At 63.3% G+C, this 18830-nt stretch carries 16 protein-coding genes; 2 read left to right on the plus strand and 14 right to left on the minus strand.

The window, feature by feature from the left end; all coding sequences use genetic code 11:
* Positions 1-150 precede the first annotated feature (150 nt).
* The 13 genes from ACA062_RS18555 to ACA062_RS18615 all read right to left on the minus strand — a co-directional run bounded on the left by ACA062_RS18555 (position 151) and on the right by ACA062_RS18615 (position 14752).
* A complete protein-coding gene (locus ACA062_RS18555) occupies positions 151-3249 on the minus strand; it encodes an error-prone DNA polymerase (RefSeq protein WP_497452404.1) in 3099 nt (1032 codons plus the stop codon).
* Positions 3225-4640 carry a Y-family DNA polymerase gene (locus ACA062_RS18560; RefSeq protein ID WP_497452405.1) on the minus strand — a complete coding sequence of 472 codons (1416 nt, stop codon included), beginning with the start codon at positions 4638-4640 and terminating at the stop codon, positions 3225-3227. The genes ACA062_RS18555 and ACA062_RS18560 overlap by 25 nt, the downstream gene beginning before the upstream one ends.
* A 7-nt stretch (positions 4641-4647) precedes the next feature.
* The gene (gene imuA / locus ACA062_RS18565) at positions 4648-5265 is read right to left on the minus strand and encodes a translesion DNA synthesis-associated protein ImuA (protein WP_497452406.1); all 618 of its coding nucleotides are present in this window, start codon (positions 5263-5265) and stop codon (positions 4648-4650) included.
* The gene (gene lexA, locus ACA062_RS18570; protein ID WP_497452407.1) at positions 5265-5882 is read right to left on the minus strand and encodes a transcriptional repressor LexA; all 618 of its coding nucleotides are present in this window, start codon (positions 5880-5882) and stop codon (positions 5265-5267) included. The genes imuA and lexA overlap by 1 nt, the downstream gene beginning before the upstream one ends.
* Positions 5883-6067: 185 nt before the next feature.
* Positions 6068-6355: a DUF971 domain-containing protein gene (locus ACA062_RS18575; RefSeq protein WP_497452408.1), complete on the minus strand. Its 288-nt coding sequence runs from the start codon at positions 6353-6355 to the stop codon at positions 6068-6070.
* On the minus strand, positions 6352-7314 hold the full coding sequence (locus ACA062_RS18580; protein WP_497452409.1) for a HEAT repeat domain-containing protein: 963 nt from the start codon (positions 7312-7314) through the stop codon (positions 6352-6354). The genes ACA062_RS18575 and ACA062_RS18580 overlap by 4 nt, the downstream gene beginning before the upstream one ends.
* Positions 7311-8159, minus strand: coding sequence for an ABC transporter ATP-binding protein (locus ACA062_RS18585; RefSeq protein WP_497452410.1), 849 nt, complete (start codon positions 8157-8159; stop codon positions 7311-7313). The genes ACA062_RS18580 and ACA062_RS18585 overlap by 4 nt, the downstream gene beginning before the upstream one ends.
* Positions 8159-8941 (minus strand): ABC transporter permease, encoded by a 783-nt coding sequence (locus ACA062_RS18590; RefSeq protein WP_497452411.1) that lies wholly within the window; start codon positions 8939-8941, stop codon positions 8159-8161. The genes ACA062_RS18585 and ACA062_RS18590 overlap by 1 nt, the downstream gene beginning before the upstream one ends.
* A 265-nt stretch (positions 8942-9206) precedes the next feature.
* Complete coding sequence (locus ACA062_RS18595; protein ID WP_497452412.1) at positions 9207-10613, minus strand: ABC transporter substrate-binding protein; 1407 nt, start codon at positions 10611-10613, stop codon at positions 9207-9209.
* Between the two features lie 314 nt (positions 10614-10927).
* Positions 10928-11173 carry a 4Fe-4S dicluster domain-containing protein gene (locus ACA062_RS18600; RefSeq protein WP_007946457.1) on the minus strand — a complete coding sequence of 82 codons (246 nt, stop codon included), beginning with the start codon at positions 11171-11173 and terminating at the stop codon, positions 10928-10930.
* A gap of 25 nt (positions 11174-11198) precedes the next feature.
* A complete protein-coding gene (locus ACA062_RS18605; RefSeq protein WP_497452413.1) occupies positions 11199-12944 on the minus strand; it encodes a fumarate reductase/succinate dehydrogenase flavoprotein subunit in 1746 nt (581 codons plus the stop codon).
* Complete coding sequence (locus tag ACA062_RS18610) at positions 12941-13693, minus strand: GntR family transcriptional regulator (protein WP_497452414.1); 753 nt, start codon at positions 13691-13693, stop codon at positions 12941-12943. Before ACA062_RS18610 ends, ACA062_RS18605 begins: the two co-directional genes overlap by 4 nt.
* 171 nt (positions 13694-13864) lie before the next feature.
* Positions 13865-14752, minus strand: a complete 888-nt coding sequence (locus ACA062_RS18615) for a Dyp-type peroxidase (protein ID WP_497452415.1) — start codon at positions 14750-14752, stop codon at positions 13865-13867.
* 344 nt (positions 14753-15096) lie between these two features.
* On the opposite strand from ACA062_RS18615, the gene ACA062_RS18620 reads away from it, so the two are divergent.
* Positions 15097-16722 carry an NADP-dependent glyceraldehyde-3-phosphate dehydrogenase gene (locus ACA062_RS18620; protein ID WP_497452416.1) on the plus strand — a complete coding sequence of 542 codons (1626 nt, stop codon included), beginning with the start codon at positions 15097-15099 and terminating at the stop codon, positions 16720-16722.
* A 48-nt stretch (positions 16723-16770) separates the two neighbouring features.
* Positions 16771-17811, plus strand: coding sequence for an FUSC family protein (locus ACA062_RS18625; protein WP_497457454.1), 1041 nt, complete (start codon positions 16771-16773; stop codon positions 17809-17811).
* A 7-nt stretch (positions 17812-17818) separates the two neighbouring features.
* Here ACA062_RS18625 and ACA062_RS18630 read toward each other — a convergent pair whose 3' ends face one another.
* Positions 17819-18712 carry a DMT family transporter gene (locus ACA062_RS18630; protein WP_497452417.1) on the minus strand — a complete coding sequence of 298 codons (894 nt, stop codon included), beginning with the start codon at positions 18710-18712 and terminating at the stop codon, positions 17819-17821.
* Positions 18713-18830: the final 118 nt, after the last annotated feature.

Genomic DNA, 18830 nt, shown 5'->3' on the forward strand with positions numbered 1-18830 from the left:
TGCCCGCGAAGAGGCCGGTACAGCTAGTATCTGCGGTGACTGGCACTCCGCCTTCGCGGGCAAGTCGGGACGCCGCACCGCCGCTCCCACAAGGATTTTGATCGTTCCCACCCGGAGCGAAACGATCAACGATCAACGATCAGATCAGGCTCAGCGGAAATCCCGGCTGCGCACGCTGATGCCGTCCAGCAACGGGCTCAGGTCACTCAAGCGTCCGGCAATCAGGTGACGCACCTCGCCTTCCTTTTCCCAGCGCCCGTCGACCTTGAGCAACTGCGAGCCGACCAGCACCTGTCGCTGCCGGTCGGCCAGATCGCGCCAGACCACCACGTTGACGTTGCCGAACTCGTCTTCCAGGGTGACGAAGGTCACGCCACTGGCGGTGCCCGGGCGTTGCCGGCCGGTCACCAGCCCGGCGACGCTGACCGGTCGCCCATGTTCGACCTCCAGCAACTCCCTGGAACTGCGGCAACGCCGGGCTTTCAATTCACCTCGCAGCAGGGCCAGCGGATGCGGCCCGAGGGTGGTGCCGACACTGGTGTAATCGGCCAGCAGGTCCTCGCCCACGGTGGGTTTGGGCAATGACACCGCGTCTTCCTCCTGGCTCGGCAGCCCGGCAAACAAACCGAGCTGTTTCTGCACCCCCGCCACTTCCCAACGGGCCCGATGCCGGTCACCGGCCAGCCCGCGCAGGGCCCCGGCATCGGCCAGTTGCTCCTGGGCGCGGGCATCGAGTCGCGCCCGTTCACCGAGGTCGGCAATGTCGATGAACACCCCCTTGGCACGTGCCGCTTCGATCCGCCGGGCATCGTCCTCGCGAAACCCCTTGATCATCCGCAAGCCCATGCGAATCGCCGGCTGCGCACCGCTGATCGGTTCCAGACTGCAATCCCAGTCGCTGGCCCGCACGTCCACCGGCCGAATCTGCAAGTGGTGCCGGCGCGCGTCCTGCAGAATCTGGTCCGGGCTGTAGAAACCCATGGGCCAACTGTTGATCAGCGCACAGGCGAAGGCCGCCGGCTCGTGGCATTTCAACCAGCAACTGGCGTAGGTCAACAAGGCAAAACTGGCGGCATGGGACTCGGGGAAACCGTAGCTGCCAAAGCCTTTGATCTGTTCGAAGATCAGCGCGGCGAACTCGGGCGTATAGCCATTTTTCTTCATCCCGGCGGCGAGGCGATCCTTGTGCGGCTCCAACCCGCCGTGGCGCTTCCAGGCGGCCATGGAGCGGCGCAATTGATCGGCTTCGCCGGGGCTGTAGTCGGCGGCCACGATGGCGATCTGCATCACCTGTTCCTGGAACAGTGGCACACCCAGGGTGCGTTTGAGCACGGCCTCCAGTTCCGGGGAGGGATAGGTCTCGGGCTCTTCCTTGTTTCGCCGCCGCAGGTAAGGGTGAACCATGCCGCCCTGAATCGGCCCCGGCCGCACGATCGCGACCTCGATCACCAGGTCGTAAAACGTCCTGGGTTTGAGCCTGGGCAGCATCGACATCTGCGCCCGGGACTCGATCTGGAACACGCCGATGGTGTCCGCATGGCCGATCATGTCGTAGGTTTGCGGATCCTCGGCCGGGATCGTCGCCAGGCTCAGGTCAAGGTTGCGGTGCCGACGCAGCAGGTCAAAACAGCGGCGAATCGCGCTGAGCATGCCCAGGGCCAGAATATCGACCTTGAGCAGTCCGACCGCGTCCAGGTCGTCCTTGTCCCACTGGATGATGGTGCGATCGGCCATGGCGGCGTTTTCCACCGGCACCAGGCTGTCCAGAGGCTGCTCGGAAATCACGAAACCGCCGGGGTGCTGGGACAGGTGCCGGGGGAAGCCGATCAACTGCCCGGTCAGACTCAGCACCCGGCGCAACACCGGGCTGTCGGGGTCGAAACCGCCTTCGCGCAGGCGCTCCACGGGAGGTGTTTCGTCGTTCCAGTGGCCGCAGCAATCGGCCAGGGCATTGACCTGGTCCGGTGGCAACCCCAAGGCCTTGGCCACGTCGCGTACCGCGCCGGCCGAGTGATAGGTACTGACCACCGCGGTCAGCGCCGCACGGGTTCGGCCATAACGCCGAAACACGTACTGCAGGACTTCTTCACGCCGCTCGTGTTCGAAATCGACGTCGATGTCCGGCGGTTCGTTACGTTCCTTGGAGAGAAAGCGCTCGAACAACAGCGTGGTGCGATCCGGATCGATTTCCGTGATCCCCAGGGCAAAGCACACCGCCGAGTTGGCGGCCGAACCACGGCCCTGACAAAGAATCCGTTGCTCGCGGGCGTAACGCACAATGTCGTGAACCGTGAGGAAATAGCTTTCGTAACCCAGCTCGGCGATCAGCTCCAGTTCCTTGTCGATCTGCCGCAACACCTTGGCTTGCGGGCCTTGTGGCCAGCGCCACGCAATGCCCTGTTCAGTCAACACCCGCAGCCAGGAGGTGGCCGTGTGCCCCTCGGGCACCAGCTCCCGAGGGTACTGATAACGCAACTGGCCGAGGTCGAACGTGCAGCGCCGGGCGATGTTCAGCGTTTCGTCGAGCAATGCTTGCGGATACAGATCGCCCAAGGCCTGGAGGCTGCGCAGATGGCGCTCGCCATTGGGGTGCAGGCGCAACCCGGCCTCGGCCACCGGCAGGTGATGACGGATCGCGGTCATGGTGTCCTGCAAGGCGCGCCGCCCGCGTGCATGCATGTGCACATCGCCGCAGGCCACCGCCGGGATGCGCAGCGCCCTTGCCAGCCCCAGCAGCTCGTTCAACCGTCGGCTATCGTCCTGGCCGCGATGCAACTGGACCGCCAGCCACAGCCGTTCGGCAAAGGTCTGCTGCAGCCAGCGACCGGTTTCAACATCATCGACCGCGTCCGGTACCCACAACACCAACAGTCCCGGCATCGGTTCGCTGAAGTCTTCGCGCAGCACCTGATACTGGCCTTTTTGCGTGCGGCGTCGGGCCCGGGTAATCAGTCGGCACAGGGTCTGGTAACCCTCGAGACTTTCCACCAGCAGCACCAGTTTCGGACCGTTGTCGATGCGGATCTCGCTGCCGATAATCAGCGGCAGTTCCACGGATCTGGCCGCTTGCCAGGCGCGAACGATACCGGCCAACGTACATTCATCGGTAATCGCCAAGGCTTGATAGCCCTGTTTTTTCGCCCGTTGAAAGAGCTCAAGAGCACTGGACGCTCCGCGCTGGAAACTGAAGTTCGACAGGCAGTGCAGCTCGGCATAATCGATCGTCATGCGAACCAGCCCTGCAGCCACAACGGGCCGCTCTCACCCACCGCCCGATAGGCCCAGCCCTGCTGGCCGGAACGGGTTTCGATCAGGTAGTAATCGCGGCGCACATCGGCGCCGTCCCACCAACCGGACTCGATGCGTTCCGGCCCCATGAGGATGCGTGTCGAGCGTTCGTGGACCGCCAAGGGTTCGGTCAGCAGCCAACCCGGTCGTTGCACGCCCGACAACCCCGCACAGGGCTGACTGTCGACACTGGCCTGCCACGCACACTCCGGCCGGTGATCGGCCTGGAACCGCAAGCCCTGCACCGCGTCATCCCCGAGCCGCGCGCGCAGGCGTTCGCGCAGTTGCTCCCAGGGCAAGGACTGCTGCGGCCGGTCGTCGAACAGTGCCTGGTACTGGGGAACGAAGGCTGGCAAGTCTTCGGCGCGCAGACGAAAACCGCGCACCGGGGCCTCGACCCGGACCTGTTCCAGCCGCCCCCGGGCCAGTTCGAAGAGCATCGCCGGATCCCGCTCGGCGCTGAGCAGGCCGACCTTGATCACGCTGTCCGGCAACCCGGCATGTTCCAGGTGCAGGTCAAAGCGCTGCACGCCGCTGTCCCGGCCGCAGAGGAAAGCAGCAAGATCACCAGTCAGGCGGCGTAACGGAAACAGCAGCGCCTGATGGGACTGCACATCGAAATTGAGCTCGATGCGCACATCGAACCGGTCCGGCGGCAAGTAGAACGCCAGCGCCAGCCGACGGGCGCCCAGCAAGGCATCCAGGTGCTTGAGCACCTGGGCCTCGAAACGCCGGGCCAGGCTCTGCCGGGGCAACGCCTGCACCTGACTCAGGGTGCGCAAGCCCATGCGCGACAACGCTGTGGCGACACCCGCCTCCAACCCGATGCGGTCAATGGGCAACTGCCCCAGGTAATACTGCAAGGCTTGATCGTCGGGCACCACCAGACCGTCATAGGCATTGGCCAATACCCGCGCCGCCACCGGGTTGGGCGCGGCAACGATGCGGTGGCGAAACCCCAGCTCGCCCAGTTCGGCGCGCAAGCGTGCTTCGAAGTGCGGCCAGGGCCCGAACAACCCCAGGCTGGATTCGATTTCAAACACCACCGCCCGCGGGTAATGCACGCTGACCTGGGAGCTGAACCGATAGGCCCAGGCGGCGAGAAACTGCTGCCAGTGCTCGATCTCGGCAGCGTCGTATTCAGCCGTGACAAAGCCCTTGCTCAGGGCCTGCGCAGCCGTCATCGACTGACCCGGACGCAAGCCCAGCGCCCGTGCCGAAGCGTTGACCGCCTGCAACACCCGACGCTGGGCCGGACCGGTCAGCAGCGCCAGCGGTTCGTCGGGATCGGCGCGCTGACGCAGGACCGCGTCCAGCGCCAATTGCGGGAAGAGAATGCACACCCAGCGCATGGCAACCTCAATGTCCCACAGGGAAGGCAATCGGCGCCGACCGTGCCAATCCGCCCCGGCACTTGAGCATCCGCAACTGCGCAGGCCTGGCATCGATGGCAATGCGCAAGGCGGCGGGCGAAGGGTTGATGGCTTCATGGATCGAGCGGTAGGCGAATGCCAGGGTCGAGCCGGTTTCCGCCGCCACCTGCAAGCGGCGCAAGGCGCGGTCATCGGCCTTGTGCGGCCAGCACAACACCGCGCCGCAACTGCCCGAACGCAAGCATTGTTCCGCCGCCCACAGCGCATCGCGCTCGCTGGCCCGGATGATCGACAACTGGCGCAGATCGACCCCGGCGTTCTGCCACGCCTGGGGATACGGCACGTAGGGTGGCGCCACCAGCACGATGCGTTCACCCGCCGCCGACAACCGCGCCAGCGCCGGCCACACCAGTTGCAACTCGCCGACGCCCTGCCCGGCCAAGAGGATTTCGGTCAATGCCGCTTCCGGCCAGCCGCCCGTGGGCAAGACCGCATCCAGCGCGGCATGCCCGGTGGGTTGCGGGCTGGCGACCGGTGGCGCAGGCCGGCCCCGCCAGACCTGGCCGCCATTGAACAGCGTATCCAACGCAACGACGGCGCCCATCACCCTTGCCTCACCAGGCCGCAGAACACCCCTTCGATGGCCAGGTCCTGATCCGCGCGAACGATGATCGGCTGATACGCCGGGTTGCGCGGCAACAGGCGCACGGCATCGCCGACCCGCTCGAAACGCTTGATGGTGACCTCCCCGTCCAGTCGAGCCACCACGATCTGGCCGTTGACGGCCTCCGGATTGCGATGCACCCCCACCAGGTCACCGTCGAGAATACCGTCCTCGATCATCGAGTCGCCCCGGACCCGCAGCATGTAATCCGGCACCCGGGAGAACATCGACGGGTCGAGCAGCAAGCGGCTGTGCACCTCGGCATCGGCCCCGATCGGCGCCCCCGCCGCCACCCGACCGAGCACCGGAATGTCCAGCAGCTCGGGCCGCGCCGGTTGCCCGAGCAAACGAATGCCCCGGGCCTGATGCGCATTGACCTCGATGAAACCGGCTTCGGTCAGCGCCAGCACATGCTTGCGCGCCACGCTGCGGGAGGCGAAACCGAACGCCTCGCTGATTTCAGCGAGGCTCGGGGATTGACCGTGCTCGGCGATTCGATCGCGGATAAAGGTCAGGATGGCGGTACGGCGGGGAGTCAGAGTCGTCATGGAGTACATTTGTACTCTTTCGGCGTTTTCCTGGCAAGCACCGTCAATCCGCTGGCGGGAGGGTCGATCACGAAACTCGCGCAAAACACCGGTCAAATGTGGGAGCGAGCTTGCTCGCGATAGCGGACTGACATTCAACATTGATGTTGACTGTTATGACCCCATCGCGAGCAAGCTCGCTCCCACAGGGGATTTCAGGTGGTTTCGGGAGTGAGGTTTTCCAGGTAGGGCCATGGGTAGATCCCGCGCTCATGACCATCGCTGAAGATCAGTTGCAGGCCGTAGCCCTGGGCATTGAGTTCGACGACACGGATGCGCTCATCTACTTTCACGATCAGCCCTTGCAATCGAAACGCCCGACATTGCGAGCACGGGCATTGTCGGCGCAACTCGGCGTGGTCGAGCAATTGCTCACGACCATTCGGCCAGTTCAGGCGCAATTGCTGTTTGCTCCGGCAATTGCCAATCGCAACCGGGTTCATTGCAGTTGACTCAACGCGATGCGCACGGCTTTGCGTACTTCCGGATCACCGTCGTCCTGTGCCGCCTGCAAGGGCGCGATGGCGCCTTTATCGTTCAACTCCCCAAGCGCCAGCGCGGCTTCCTTGCGCAGGTTGCTGATGCGGTGGCCGAGGGTTTCAATCAGTGCGTCGAGGGCCGGTACGTATCGCAAGCGGCCGAGGCTGCGGGTGGCGCGCAGGCGCACTTGCCAGTAATCGTCGCCCAGGGCTTCGACCAGGACCGGCCCGGCGTCGGCATGCCCGACCTTGCCCAGGGTGGTGGCAGCCTCTTCGCGCACTTGCCAGGCCTGATCCTGCAGGGCCTGGCGCAGGGCCGGCAGCACCTGTGCGTCGCACGCCAGGCCCAAGGCACCGGTGGCGGCGCGGCGGACTTCGGTGTCCGGATCGTCACTGGCCAATCGGGCCAGCGCCGGCAAGGCATCGAGCTGCTTGAGCCAGCCGAGGACGCCGACGGCTTCGCGGCGAACGCTGGCGTCTTCATCATTCAGCGCGACCGCAGCAGCTTGCGCGGCATCGGCAAAGCGCAACTCGCGCAAGGCCCTGAACGCGGCGACGCGCACGCTGATGTCGGCATGCCCGGTCCACGGCAGAATCACCCGACCCGCCGCTTCGCTCTTGAGCAGGCTGAGGCTTTGCGCGGCAGCGGCCTGCACCGCCTGGGAGGGATCGGTCAAGGCCCGGCACAGTGCTTCGACCACGGGCACTTCCTCCCAGGCTTCCAGTAACCGGGCCGCTTCGGCGCGAACCTCTGCGGTCGGGTCTTGCGTCAGCCGGTCGACCAGCCACAGCAGGCCATCCGGTTCCTCGAGATCCGCCAGTTCGATCAGGGCAATCCGCCGCACTCCGGGGTCTTCATCGGTCAGGCGCGGTTGCAGGGCAAGAATGTCGTCGTTATCGGTTACATCGAATAGAGAGGTCATAGGGCAAACCGCGGCAGTTTATTTTCAGGGGGAAGTCCGAGAGGGTTCAGGCGCGGCAGCTGCCGACCGTCTTCGTGACGCAGCAACTCGAGGCAATGACGCTTCAAGCGGGAGAACGCGTAGCTTGTCACCAGCTCAGTGGTGCGAGGCCGGGGGAAATCGAGGTGCAGGTCTTCGATGATCCGGCCCGGGCGCGAACTCATCACCAGCAGACGATCGGCGAGGAACAGCGCTTCGTCGATGTCATGGGTGACGAACACCACGGTGGTGCGGATGCGCGTCCAGATATCCAGCAGCAGTTCCTGCATGTTCAACCGGGTCAGGGCATCGAGGGCGCCAAAAGGCTCGTCCATCAGCAACAGCCGTGGGCGATTGATCAGCACCCGGGCGATTTCCACCCGCTGCTGCATGCCGCCGGACAGCTGATCGGGCCAGCGCTCGGCAAAACCTGCGAGGCCGACCAACGCGAGGATTTCGTCGGCGGCCCGGTGCCGTTCGGCTTTGCCGATGCCACGCATTTTCAGGCCGAAGGCGACGTTGTCGCGCACCGTGCGCCAGGGGAACAGCGTGTGATGCTGGAAGACCATGCCGCGCTGGGGCGATGGGCCCGAGACTTGCGCGCCGTCGACGTTCAGGGTGCCGGTATAGGTTTGCAGATGTCCGGCCAATGCGCCGAGCAAGGTCGATTTGCCGCAACCGGACGGCCCGAGAATGCACACGAATTGACCCGGCTCGATCTGGCAGTCTAGGCCTTGCACGGCTTCGAAGGCGTGTTTGTCTTCGCCGAGGACAATGGACAATTGGCGGATGTCGATCCGTCCTTCAGGGGTTTGCATCACGCTCATCAGGCTTTTCCTCGTGGTCGGTGCCAGGGCGTGAACAACCCGCCCAGCCGTTTGATCAGCAGGCTGCTGCCCATCCCGAGTACGCCGATCAGCAACATGCCGACCACGATGTCGGCGTAGTTCTGGATGGTGTAGGACTCCCAGGTGTAATAGCCGATGCCGTACTGGCCGGAGATCATTTCCGCGGTCACCAGGCAGAACCAGGAAGTGCCCATCCCAATGGCGAGGCCGGTGATGATGCTCGGTGCGGCGCCCGGCAGGATCACTTCCAGCAGAATCGCCCGCCGCCCTGCCCCGAGGCTTTTCGCCGAGGCGATCAGCCGTGGGTCGACGCCTTCGACGCCGTGCACGGTGTTGAGCAGGATCGGGAACAGCGCGCCGGTGAAGGTGATGAACACCATCGACAGCTCTGACGACGGGAACATCAGGATCGCCAGCGGAATCCAGGCCACCGCCGGAATCGGGCGCAGGACTTCCAGGGGAGGCAGCAACACGTCTTCAGCCCATGTCGAGCGACCGATGGCCAGACCGAGGGCGACGCCGATGATCAGCGCCGCGAGGTAACCGGCAAACACCCGGCCGAGGCTGCTGCTCAGGTGCTGGAGCAGCTTGCCGGAATCGCCGAGACCGAGGGCGGCTTCGATCACCGCGAGCGGCGTCGGAACGTTGGCGAAGGTGACCAGGCCGAGGTTCCAGTGGCCACTGGCGGCGAATTGCCAGAACAGGAGGCAGAGCAGCAGCGAGGCTGCTCGGGGGATCCAGCGTGCATATGATCGGTACACAATTATTCCTCTCAACCGTGGACCCTGTGGGAGCGAGCTTGCTCGCGATAGCGGTGGGTCAGGCAACAATGATGTCGATTGACACTCCCTCATCGCGAGCAAGCTCGCTCCCACAGTTATCGTGGGTGAACTCGATATTTTCATACGACGTCGTTCCTTTGCAGGAGCCGGCTTGCTGGCGAAAGCGTCGGACCAGCCAGCATCAATGTTGAATGCCAGACCGCCTTCGCCAGCAAGCCGGCTCCTACAGAGGGCGGCCGCGGGGTCAGCGCACGGCAACGGCCTGGGTGGTGGCATCGGTGAAGTTGAACACCTTGCCGCCCTGGGCCGTGGCGAATTGCTGGGCCTGGCCCTTCAGCAGGAACGCGCTCAGGCGCCCTTTTGCATCACTGGCAAACCACGCCTGATCCGCCAGCAACTTGATCCCGCTGTCACTCGCCTGGGCATACACCGCGCGGATGTTCTTGCCTTCCAGCTTCAGGCTCGCCAGCGCGCTGAACGCCGACTCCACCGAGGCGTATTGACGGACTTTCGCCTCGCCGCGCACCCAGATCCCGGCCACATGGCTGAAGTCGGTGATGGCCTTGCCGCTCAGTGCATCCACCGCTGCCAGCGGCGTCGGCTGGTAATTGGCAAGCTGTGCGTTGTAATCCAGGTTCGAGGCCTTGAAGGCGGCGCGGATGTATTGATCGTCGATGAAGGTATTCAGGTCGAGACCGCGGTCAGCCTTCTTCAGCAGCTTCAGGGTGTCGATGGCGGTGCCGACGGCCTGACGGTATTCCGGCTTCCAGCTCAGGTCGCGGGTCTGCACCCCGAGCGGACCGTAGAACAGGTAATTGACCTCGGCATCGACCCCGGTGACCTTGGCGATCAACTCGCTGTATTTCTCGGGATCGGCCGTCAGTAACTGGTTGGCTTCGAGACTGGCGCGAAGGTAGGCGACGACAATTTCCGGGTACTTTTTCGCGTACGCCTGATCGACCAATGCACCATGGAAAGTCGGGGCATTCGCCTGGGAACCGTCATAGATCTTGCGAGCAAAACCTCGGCTCGGGAACAGTTCGGCGAAGGGTACGAAGTCGGCGTGGGCGTCGATCTTCCCGGCCTGCAACGCCGAGCCTGCGACCTCCGGCGGCTGGGCGATGATATTCACATCTTTCAGTGGATCCCAGCCCTGGGCGGCCACGGCGCGCAGCAACATGCCATGGGCGGTGGAGGCAAACGGCACGGAAATGGTCTTGCCCTTGAGCCCGGCCAACGACTGCACGTCAGATGCGCTCGGCACCACGATGCCATTGCCGCTGCCCTTGATACTGCCCGACAGCACACTGATGAACAGGCTGTGCTTGCCCGCGGTTTCGAACGCCACGCCGTTGAACGAACCGGGGAAATCGGCCATGGCCCCGAAGTCGAGTTTGCCGGCAACCATCTCGTTGGTCAGGGGCGCGCCGCTGGTGAAGTTCTTCCACTGCACCTCGTATTTGGCATCCTTGTAGGGGCCGTCGTGGGGCAGGTATTTGTCCAGCAGGCCCAACTCGCGAATCAACAGACCGCCGGCGGCGCAGTTGATCGTGGTGTCCTGGGTGCCGATGGCAATGCGGATGGTTTCGGCCGAGGCCGACAAGGTGAATGAGGCCAGTACCAGACCGGCAAACGCTGCACGCAATAACATAGGTAGATCCCCTCGAATCATTTTTAGGATATTCGTCTCCGCCACGATCAGGGCGCGGTGGGAAACGAGGGGTGTTTTGAAGCAAGCGTCCGGGGGTTACCGGATGGCTTTCAGGTTGACTGGGCCGGCCTCTTCGCGGGCAAGCCCGCTCCCACAGGGTTGCTTGGCGTACGCACGCTTTGCGGTTGGCCTCGATCCCTGTGGGAGCGGGCTTGCCCGCGAAGGCGCCAGCACATTCAACATCTCTGTCACTGACACACCGCTTTCGCTGCGGTGCGGCGATCCGACAAGCCAGCGCCTACAGGGTCCCGGTTTCAGCGCAACAGATAGGGTATTTCGACTTTCACGGCCCCGGTCGGGCAGTCCTTTTCACAGGGCATGCAGTACCAGCATTCATCGAAGGCCATGTAGGCCTTTTGCGTGGCCGGGTTGATCGCCAGCAGGTCCATCGGGCAGACGTCGACGCACACGGTGCAGCCTTTATGGGCGATGCACAGGTCCTCATCGACCGTGACCGGCGCGTTGGAGCGAAAGAAGATTTCCTGGGGTTGATAGGCCATTTCGCGGTCTCTCTTTTGATGATGCTCAGGCAGCAAAGGCACCGACCCGCAGCCGGTCGTAGGCCTGCATTTCCTCGGCATCCAGCGGGATGATGTAAGGCTCGACGGCTTTCTTGAAACTGCTCATCAGCCCGTTTTCATCCTTCTTCAGGTGGCAATGGCAGAACCAGTCGCTGTCGTTGCGTTGCGGGTGGTCGACCCGATAGTGGTAAAGCCCCCAGCGACTCTCGGCGCGGAACAGCGAAGCGCGGGCGGCCATTTCGGCACAGTCGCGGATCATGCTGACTTCCATGGCGCGCATCAGCTCGTGGGCGTTGTGGGCCTTGATCTGATCGAGATCGCGCTGGATATCGCTGAAGCGTTGCAGGCCGATCTGCATCTTCTTGGTGACTTTCGGCGGCTGCAGGTAGTCGTTCACAAAACGCCGCAGCTTGTACTCGACTTGCGCGGGCGGCAGACCGTGTTCACGATCCAGTGGCGCATAGACCCGGGCCTTTTCCGTTTCGATCTGCTGCGCATCGACCGCTGAAAACTCGCGTCCGGCGACAAAATCCGCCGCGTTGGTGCCGGCGAACCAGCCATAGGTGAACGCACCGAGCATGTAGTTGTGCGGCACCGCAGCCATGTCGCCCGCCGAGTACAACCCCTTGACCGACGTCTCGGCCTTCTCGTTGACCCACACCCCCGACGCCGAGTGCCCGCTGCAAAAACCGATCTCCGAGATGTGCATCTCGACCATCTGCGTGCGGTAGTCAGTGCCGCGGTTGGCGTGGAACTGGCCACGACTCGGGCGTTCATTGCTGTGCAGGATCTCTTCGATGTTCTGGATGGTTTCCTCGGCCAGGTGATCGAGCTTGAGGAACACCGGGCCGTTGCCGCTTTCGAGCTCCTGGTGGAACTCCCACATCATCTGCCCGCTCCAGTAGTCGCACTCGATGAAGCGTTCGCCCTTGTTGTTGGCGGTGTAACCGCCCAATGGGCCGGTGACGTAGGCGCAGGCCGGGCCGTTGTAGTCCTTGATCAGCGGGTTGATCTGGAAGCATTCGAGGTTCGCCAGTTCCGCGCCGGCGTGATAGGCCATGGCGTAACCGTCGCCGGCATTGGTCGGGTTTTCATAAGTGCCCATCAGGTAACCCGAGGAAGGCAGCCCCAGGCGCCCGGCCGCGCCGCAGCACAGAATCACGGCTTTGGCCTTGATCACGTGGAAGTCCGCGGTGCGGCAATCGAAGCCCATCACGCCGTTGACCGCGCCCTCTTCGTCCGTCAGCAAGCGCGTGCAAACGAGGCGATTGGTGATGCTGACCCGCGCCCGCTTCAACTGGCGGTACAGGACTTTCTTGATGTCATGCCCTTCCGGCATCGGCAGCACGTAAGCGCCCATGTGGTGGACCTTCTTCACCGCGTAGTCGCCGGTTTCGTCCTTCTCGAATTTCACGCCCCAGCGGTCCAGTTGCTCGATGGTTTCAAAGCTGTGGGTCGCGTAGGCATAGACCGCCGCCTGATTGACGATGCCGTCGTTGGCGATGGTGATTTCCTTGGTGTACTGCTCCGGCGTCGAGTGACCGGGAATGATCGCGTTGTTCAGGCCGTCCATGCCCATGCTGATGGCGCCACTGCGCTTGACGTTGGCCTTGTCGATCAGCAGCACCCGCAGCTCGCGGTTGCGTTCCTTGGCCTTGATCGCCGCCATGGGCCCGGCGGTGCCGCCGCCGATCACGACGATGTCGTATTCCTGCTCAAGCGTGCTTCTGGTGATAGCGCTGTGGGTCATGCCTGATCCCCTTTTTGCCGGTCGATCCGCAGGCGGTACTGGAAGGCATCGCCGCGGTAGTAAAGGTGTTCGAAGTCCAGGGGCTGGCCGCTGGCGTCGTGGGTCAGACGCTCGATGCGCATGATCGGCGAGCCGGCCTCGACGTTCAGCGCCTGGGTCAGGTCGCTGTCGGCGAGTACGGCGTCTATGGCCAGGTCGGCGTGACCGAGGGCCAGGCCACAGTCGTTCTCGAGGATCAGGAAAATGTCGCGGGTGACCAGATCGGCCTTCTCCAGCCGTTCGCCAACCGCCTTGGGCAGGTAGGTGATCTCCAGCGAGATCGGCTCGCGATTGATCAGCCGCACACGTTTGATCTGCGCCACAATCTCGCCTTCGGCCACCTGCAGACGCTCGGCGACGAGCTTATCGGCCGGTATGAATTTGAAACTGCGCAGACGGTTGATCACCTCGTAGCCGCGACCGGTCATGGACTCGGCCAGGCCTTGCAAGGTGCTGACGTTCTGAAAGGTTTTCGGTTTGGCGACGAAGGTGCCCTTGCCGTGGATCTTGAAGATCAGGCCTTCTTTCTGCAGGTCCCCCAGCGCCTGGCGCACGGTGATGCGGCTGACCTTGAACAGCGCGCCGAGCTCGCTTTCGGACGGCATCTGGCTGTCTTGCGGGTATTCGCCGTCGAGGATGCGGGCGCGCAGTACATCCCGCAGTTGGGTGTGGAGCGGAACACTGCTCAGGGATAGAACGTTATCGGTCATGGCAGATCACTTGTTATAACGAGTTATAACATGATCTTAAAGTTCTAATGACAGGCTTGAGAAATACTGTTTGGGAATAAGGTTATATAGGAGCTGGCTTGCCAGCGAAGGCGGCCTCGAACCTTGCGCCGCCAATGAAAACGCCTTCGCCAGCAAGCCGGCTCCTACAGGTCAGCCGATACGCAATGCGCGCAGGTCCAGATGACCGTCCTTGAGCGGCGGGCACCAGTAGTAGCCACCCGTGATCGGCCGACTCATGCGGTAGAGACCATCGGTGATGCCGTCTTCCAGACCGCTCATGCGCCGCAATTGGGCTTCGAACGCATCGAGGGAGAAACCGAAGGCAAGGAACATCAGGCCGGCGCGGTCACCTTCGATCCACGGCATCGAACGGCGCACCACGAACGCCTCGGGGGCGAAGCTTTCCTGGGCAGTGCGTTTGACGTGGGCGGAGATCGGCGCGTCGTCGAGCTCTTCGTTGTCGCTCAGGCGGCGGCCCATGATGTTGTCCTTTTCATGGGACGGCATTGCGTTGAAGCCTTTCAGGTCGTGCTGCCACTGCTGGATCGCGGCGAAGCTGCCACCCACCTGGCCTTCAGCGCCCTCACCCACCAGCGCGGCGGCCACGGCGGCTTCGTCGTGGGGGTTTTCAGTGCCGTCTTCGTAACCGGTCAGGTCATGCCCGGTGAGGTGGCGGAAGGTTTCGTTCATCTGCACCAGGCGCAAGGCCGGTGCCAGGGCCGCTTCGATGGCGTTGCTGCGATTGAGCAACTCGCCACGGTCGACACCGTGCAACCAGCACCATAGCGCGTGCTGGGTCGACGGGTTGTCGACGCCGACCCCGGTCAGCGCCGGAAAGGGACGCAGGCCCTCGATCTGGCCATGAAGCGCCTTGACCAGGGACTCGCCGAAACCGACCACAACCGACTTGCCGTCCACCCGTTGCATCAAGTTGTCGAGCGCGGCCGGGAGTGCAGCGGCCGATTCCAGTGCGAAGAACATATGACGGGCTTGAGGTGGGACTGGGGTGGCGAGAATGCCCGGCTGGTAGTAACTCATATGAACTCCTTTTGGAAAGAGCGCGAAGTTTACCCGCAGCGTTGGCCGCTGCGTGTTCTCGGGGTAAAAGATTGCTGCCTCGCTGCACGGCGCAGGGACTTTTAAACAATCAGGGCAGGCAGCATGCCGTGGGTCATGACAACCGGTGCAGCGATCTGGTAAAACGTTTCAGCCAGGCTGATCGAACGCGCAGCCTGCAAAGGGTTTCAAACCACTGCGCGACTGCTTTTACGGCCTGGCGTCATTACTTTCGACAGCCGCGTCGTGATCAGGCCTTGACCTGATCGCAGTGCATAGCGATAACAGACCTTATCCGCATCACCCAATCCAGACGGGGTAGCGACATGACCACAGCACAGATCCTTGGCAACCTCTTTCCCTCTGCCGGCGACATCCCGGAAAAATACCGCCTCGACGGCCAGATCGAGCAGCGTGAATACCTGGTCGACGGTGAGCTGAAAACCTGGCCAGGCCCTCTCGCCCAGGTCCGCAGCCCGGTGTACCTGGCCGGTGCGAACGGCGACGAACAAGTCATCCTCGGCAGCACGCCATTGCTCGACGCCGACACTGCATTGACCGCCCTCGACGCCGCCGTCCGCGCCTATGACCGGGGTCAGGGGTTATGGCCGACCATGCGCGTGGCCGAGCGGATCCAGCACGTCGAAACTTTCCTCGGCCGCATGCGCGAACAGCGTGAAGCGGTGGTCAAGTTGTTGATGTGGGAGATCGGCAAAAACCTCAAGGACTCGGAAAAAGAGTTCGACCGCACCTGCGACTACATCGTCGACACCATCAACGCCCTCAAGGAACTCGACCGCCGCTCCAGTCGCTTCGAGCTGGAACAGGACACCCTCGGCCAGATCCGGCGCGTGCCCATGGGCGTGGCGTTGTGCATGGGGCCTTACAACTACCCGTTGAACGAGACCTTCACCACGCTGATTCCGGCGCTGATCATGGGCAACACCGTGGTGTTCAAACCGGCCAAACTCGGCGTGCTGCTGATCCGTCCGTTGCTGGAAGCCTTCCGCGACAGCTTCCCGGCCGGGGTGATCAACGTGATCTACGGCAGCGGCCGCGAGACCGTCAGCGCGCTGATGGCCAGCGGCAAGATCGACATCTTTGCGTTTATCGGCACCAACAAGGCCGCCAGCGACCTGAAAAAACTGCACCCAAGACCGCACCGCTTGCGCGCGGCGCTGGGTCTGGATGCAAAGAACCCCGGCATCGTCCTGCCCGAGGTGGATCTGGACAACGCAGTCAGTGAAGCGCTGACCGGTTCCCTGTCCTTCAACGGTCAGCGCTGCACCGCGCTGAAAATCCTCTTCGTCCACGAAGATGTGGTCGACGCCTTCATCGAAAAATTCAACGCCAGACTCGCCACGCTCAAACCCGGCATGCCGTGGGACAGCGGTGTGGCGCTGACCCCGTTGCCGGAGGCGAGCAAGGTCGATTACCTGCACTCGCTGGTGGCCGATGCGGTGAGCAAAGGCGCCGCCGTGGTCAACCCAAACGGCGGTGAAGCCCGCGCCTCGTTCTTCTACCCTGCCGTGTTGTACCCGGTGACGCCGCAGATGCGTGTCTATCAGGAAGAACAGTTCGGCCCGGTGGTGCCGATCGTGCCTTACCGGCATCTGGACACGGTGATCGACTACGTCCTGGAATCGGACTTCGGCCAGCAGTTGAGTATCTTCGGCACCAACCCGGTGGCGGTCGGCCGGCTGGTGGACACCTTCGCCAACCAGGTCGGGCGGATCAACCTCAACGCCCAGTGCCAGCGCGGTCCCGACACCTACCCGTTCAACGGTCGCAAGAACTCCGCCGAAGGCACGCTGTCGGTACATGATGCGCTGCGGGTGTTTTCGATTCGGACCCTGGTGGCGACCAAATTCCAGGAAACCAACAAGGAACTCATCAGCGAAATCATCAGCGGACGCAGTTCGAGTTTCCTGACCACCGATTACATCTTCTGAGGAGATCCAAGCCTGAGCACATTCAGAGCCCACCGACTGCCACCACTGCTGCGCCGACTGCTGCGTCCGTTACTGGACCCGTACCGGCGCTATCGCCACGCCAAGCTGATCCACGCAGTGCGGGTGTCGCTAGGGTTGCTGGCGACGATCCTGCTGACCACCGGCATCAACCTGCCCCACGGTGAGTGGGCGTCGGTGACGATGCTGGTGGTGATCGGCGGCTTGCAGCATCACGGCAATATCGGCAAAAAGGCCGCCGAGCGCGCCATCGGCACCTTGATCGGGGCCGGTGTCGGTCTGGCGCTGGTGGCGCAGGAGGCCTGGCTCGGAATGCCGTGGCTGACCTATTTCGCGATGGCCGTGGTGTGTGGGTTCTTTTCGTACCACGCCATCGGCAAGGGCGGTTACACCGCGCTGCTGTCGGCGATTACCGTGTTTATCGTCGCCGGCCACGGCGACAATCCAGTCACCGACGGGTTGTGGCGCGGGGTCGACATCCTGATCGGCATTGCCCTGGCCCTGGCGTTTTCCTTCGCCCTGCCGCTGTACGCGGTTTACTCCTGGCGCTACAACCTGGCCGATGCCTTGCGCGACTGCGCGGCGATCCACGCACGCATCATCAATGGCCATTCGGTCAGCGATGACGAATACCACAACATCATGGGCCGCCTGAACACGGTGATGCTGCAACTGCGCTCGCTGATGCCGTCGGTGTCCAAGGAAGTGCGGATTTCCATGACCGAACTCGATGCCATCCAGCGCCATCTGCGCCTGTGTATCAGCACCCTGGAAATCCTCGGCAACACCCGGCCGGATACCAACGACCCCGTTGCCATGGCCAATCTGCAATCGACGCTCAAAGCCGAGCATCGGCTGATTCGGGTGCAGTTGATCGGCATGGCCCGGGCGTTGAAATCCGGGGCTACCCAGCGCCTCAGTCGGCCCGCCGAACTGCCGACCGATGCCAGCCTGGATGCCCCGGTCTATAACGCCCTGGACGGCTACCGGTTGCTGAACCGCCAGTTGGCCGCCAACATCGGCCAGATGCGCCAGCGCCTGGCCAAGACCGCGCCGCGCTGGAACATCTGACGCCGGTTCAGGGCGTGACCGTGCGCCGGAATTTCAAGGTCCAGCCCTGCTGCATGCCGGCAGCCGCCAGGAGAATCGCGGCAACACCCAGCCATTGCAGGGGCTCCAGGCGGTGGCCGAAGGCAAACCAGTCGACGAAGATCGCCGCAATCGGGTAGATGAACGACAACGCACCGGTCAGTGCCGTCGGCAGTTTCTGAATCGCGCCGTACAGCAGCACATACATCACGCCGGTGTGGACGATGCCCAGGGTCACCAGGCTGGCCAAGGCGCTGGGTGCTTGGGGCAGCGCCGAGAAGTGCGCGAACGGCGCGAGCAGCAGCACGCCGGTGCTGACCTGGATCAGCGCGATCAGGTGCGGCGGCGTACCGGTCAGGCGCTTGATGATCAGCGCCGCAATCGCGTAAAGGAACGCCGCCCCCAGCGCCAGGGCGATGCCCACCAGGTAATCGTTGCCGCTGCCACCCTGGTCGCCATGGGCGCTGACAATCGCCAGCATCCCCAAAAACGAGATGCCCAGCCAGAACAGTTTCTGCAGGGTGATTTTCTCGTTGAGGAATAACGCCGCCAACCCCACCAGCATGAACGGCTGAACGTTGTACACCGCGGTACCGATGGCAATCGAGGCGCGGGAGTAGGACGCGAACAACAACACCCAGTTGCCGACAATCGCCACGCCGCTGAACACGGCCAGCAAGAAGGTGGTGCGGGTCAGGATGCCGGGACGCAGGAAGCCGAACGCCGCGCAAATCAGCAGCAAGGTGCCGGCGCCGAACACGCAGCGCCAGAACACCACGTCCAGCACCGGTTGCCCGGACACCAGCACGAACCAGCCGATGGTCCCGGAAATCAGCATGGCGGCGGTCATTTCGACTGAGCCGCGACGTATTGTCTTGTCCATCATCAGACTCCTGTGTGTGAGCCCAAAGTATGCCAATCCGCCTGGGGACTTCTCCAGCGCAAAAATAAGGCTAAACTCGGGTTCTGCCTTTTTTATCAAGGCGGTTCCGATTAATTGC

This window comes from Pseudomonas sp. LBUM1679, from assembly GCF_059695565.1.

What these genes read in the sequence shown, in the direction of transcription:
- ACA062_RS18560 (WP_497452405.1), bottom strand. Translation starts at nt 4,640, where the DNA reads ATGCGCTGGGTGTGCATTCTCTTCCCGCAATTGGCGCTGGACGCGGTC.
- imuA (WP_497452406.1), bottom strand. Translation starts at nt 5,265, where the DNA reads ATGGGCGCCGTCGTTGCGTTGGATACGCTGTTCAATGGCGGCCAGGTC.
- lexA (WP_497452407.1), bottom strand. Translation starts at nt 5,882, where the DNA reads ATGTACTCCATGACGACTCTGACTCCCCGCCGTACCGCCATCCTGACC.
- ACA062_RS18575 (WP_497452408.1), bottom strand. Translation starts at nt 6,355, where the DNA reads ATGAACCCGGTTGCGATTGGCAATTGCCGGAGCAAACAGCAATTGCGC.
- ACA062_RS18580 (WP_497452409.1), bottom strand. Translation starts at nt 7,314, where the DNA reads ATGACCTCTCTATTCGATGTAACCGATAACGACGACATTCTTGCCCTG.
- ACA062_RS18585 (WP_497452410.1), bottom strand. Translation starts at nt 8,159, where the DNA reads ATGAGCGTGATGCAAACCCCTGAAGGACGGATCGACATCCGCCAATTG.
- ACA062_RS18595 (WP_497452412.1), bottom strand. Translation starts at nt 10,613, where the DNA reads ATGTTATTGCGTGCAGCGTTTGCCGGTCTGGTACTGGCCTCATTCACC.
- ACA062_RS18600 (WP_007946457.1), bottom strand. Translation starts at nt 11,173, where the DNA reads ATGGCCTATCAACCCCAGGAAATCTTCTTTCGCTCCAACGCGCCGGTC.
- ACA062_RS18605 (WP_497452413.1), bottom strand. Translation starts at nt 12,944, where the DNA reads ATGACCCACAGCGCTATCACCAGAAGCACGCTTGAGCAGGAATACGAC.
- ACA062_RS18610 (WP_497452414.1), bottom strand. Translation starts at nt 13,693, where the DNA reads ATGACCGATAACGTTCTATCCCTGAGCAGTGTTCCGCTCCACACCCAA.
- ACA062_RS18615 (WP_497452415.1), bottom strand. Translation starts at nt 14,752, where the DNA reads ATGAGTTACTACCAGCCGGGCATTCTCGCCACCCCAGTCCCACCTCAA.
- ACA062_RS18620 (WP_497452416.1), top strand. Translation starts at nt 15,097, where the DNA reads ATGACCACAGCACAGATCCTTGGCAACCTCTTTCCCTCTGCCGGCGAC.
- ACA062_RS18630 (WP_497452417.1), bottom strand. Translation starts at nt 18,712, where the DNA reads ATGGACAAGACAATACGTCGCGGCTCAGTCGAAATGACCGCCGCCATG.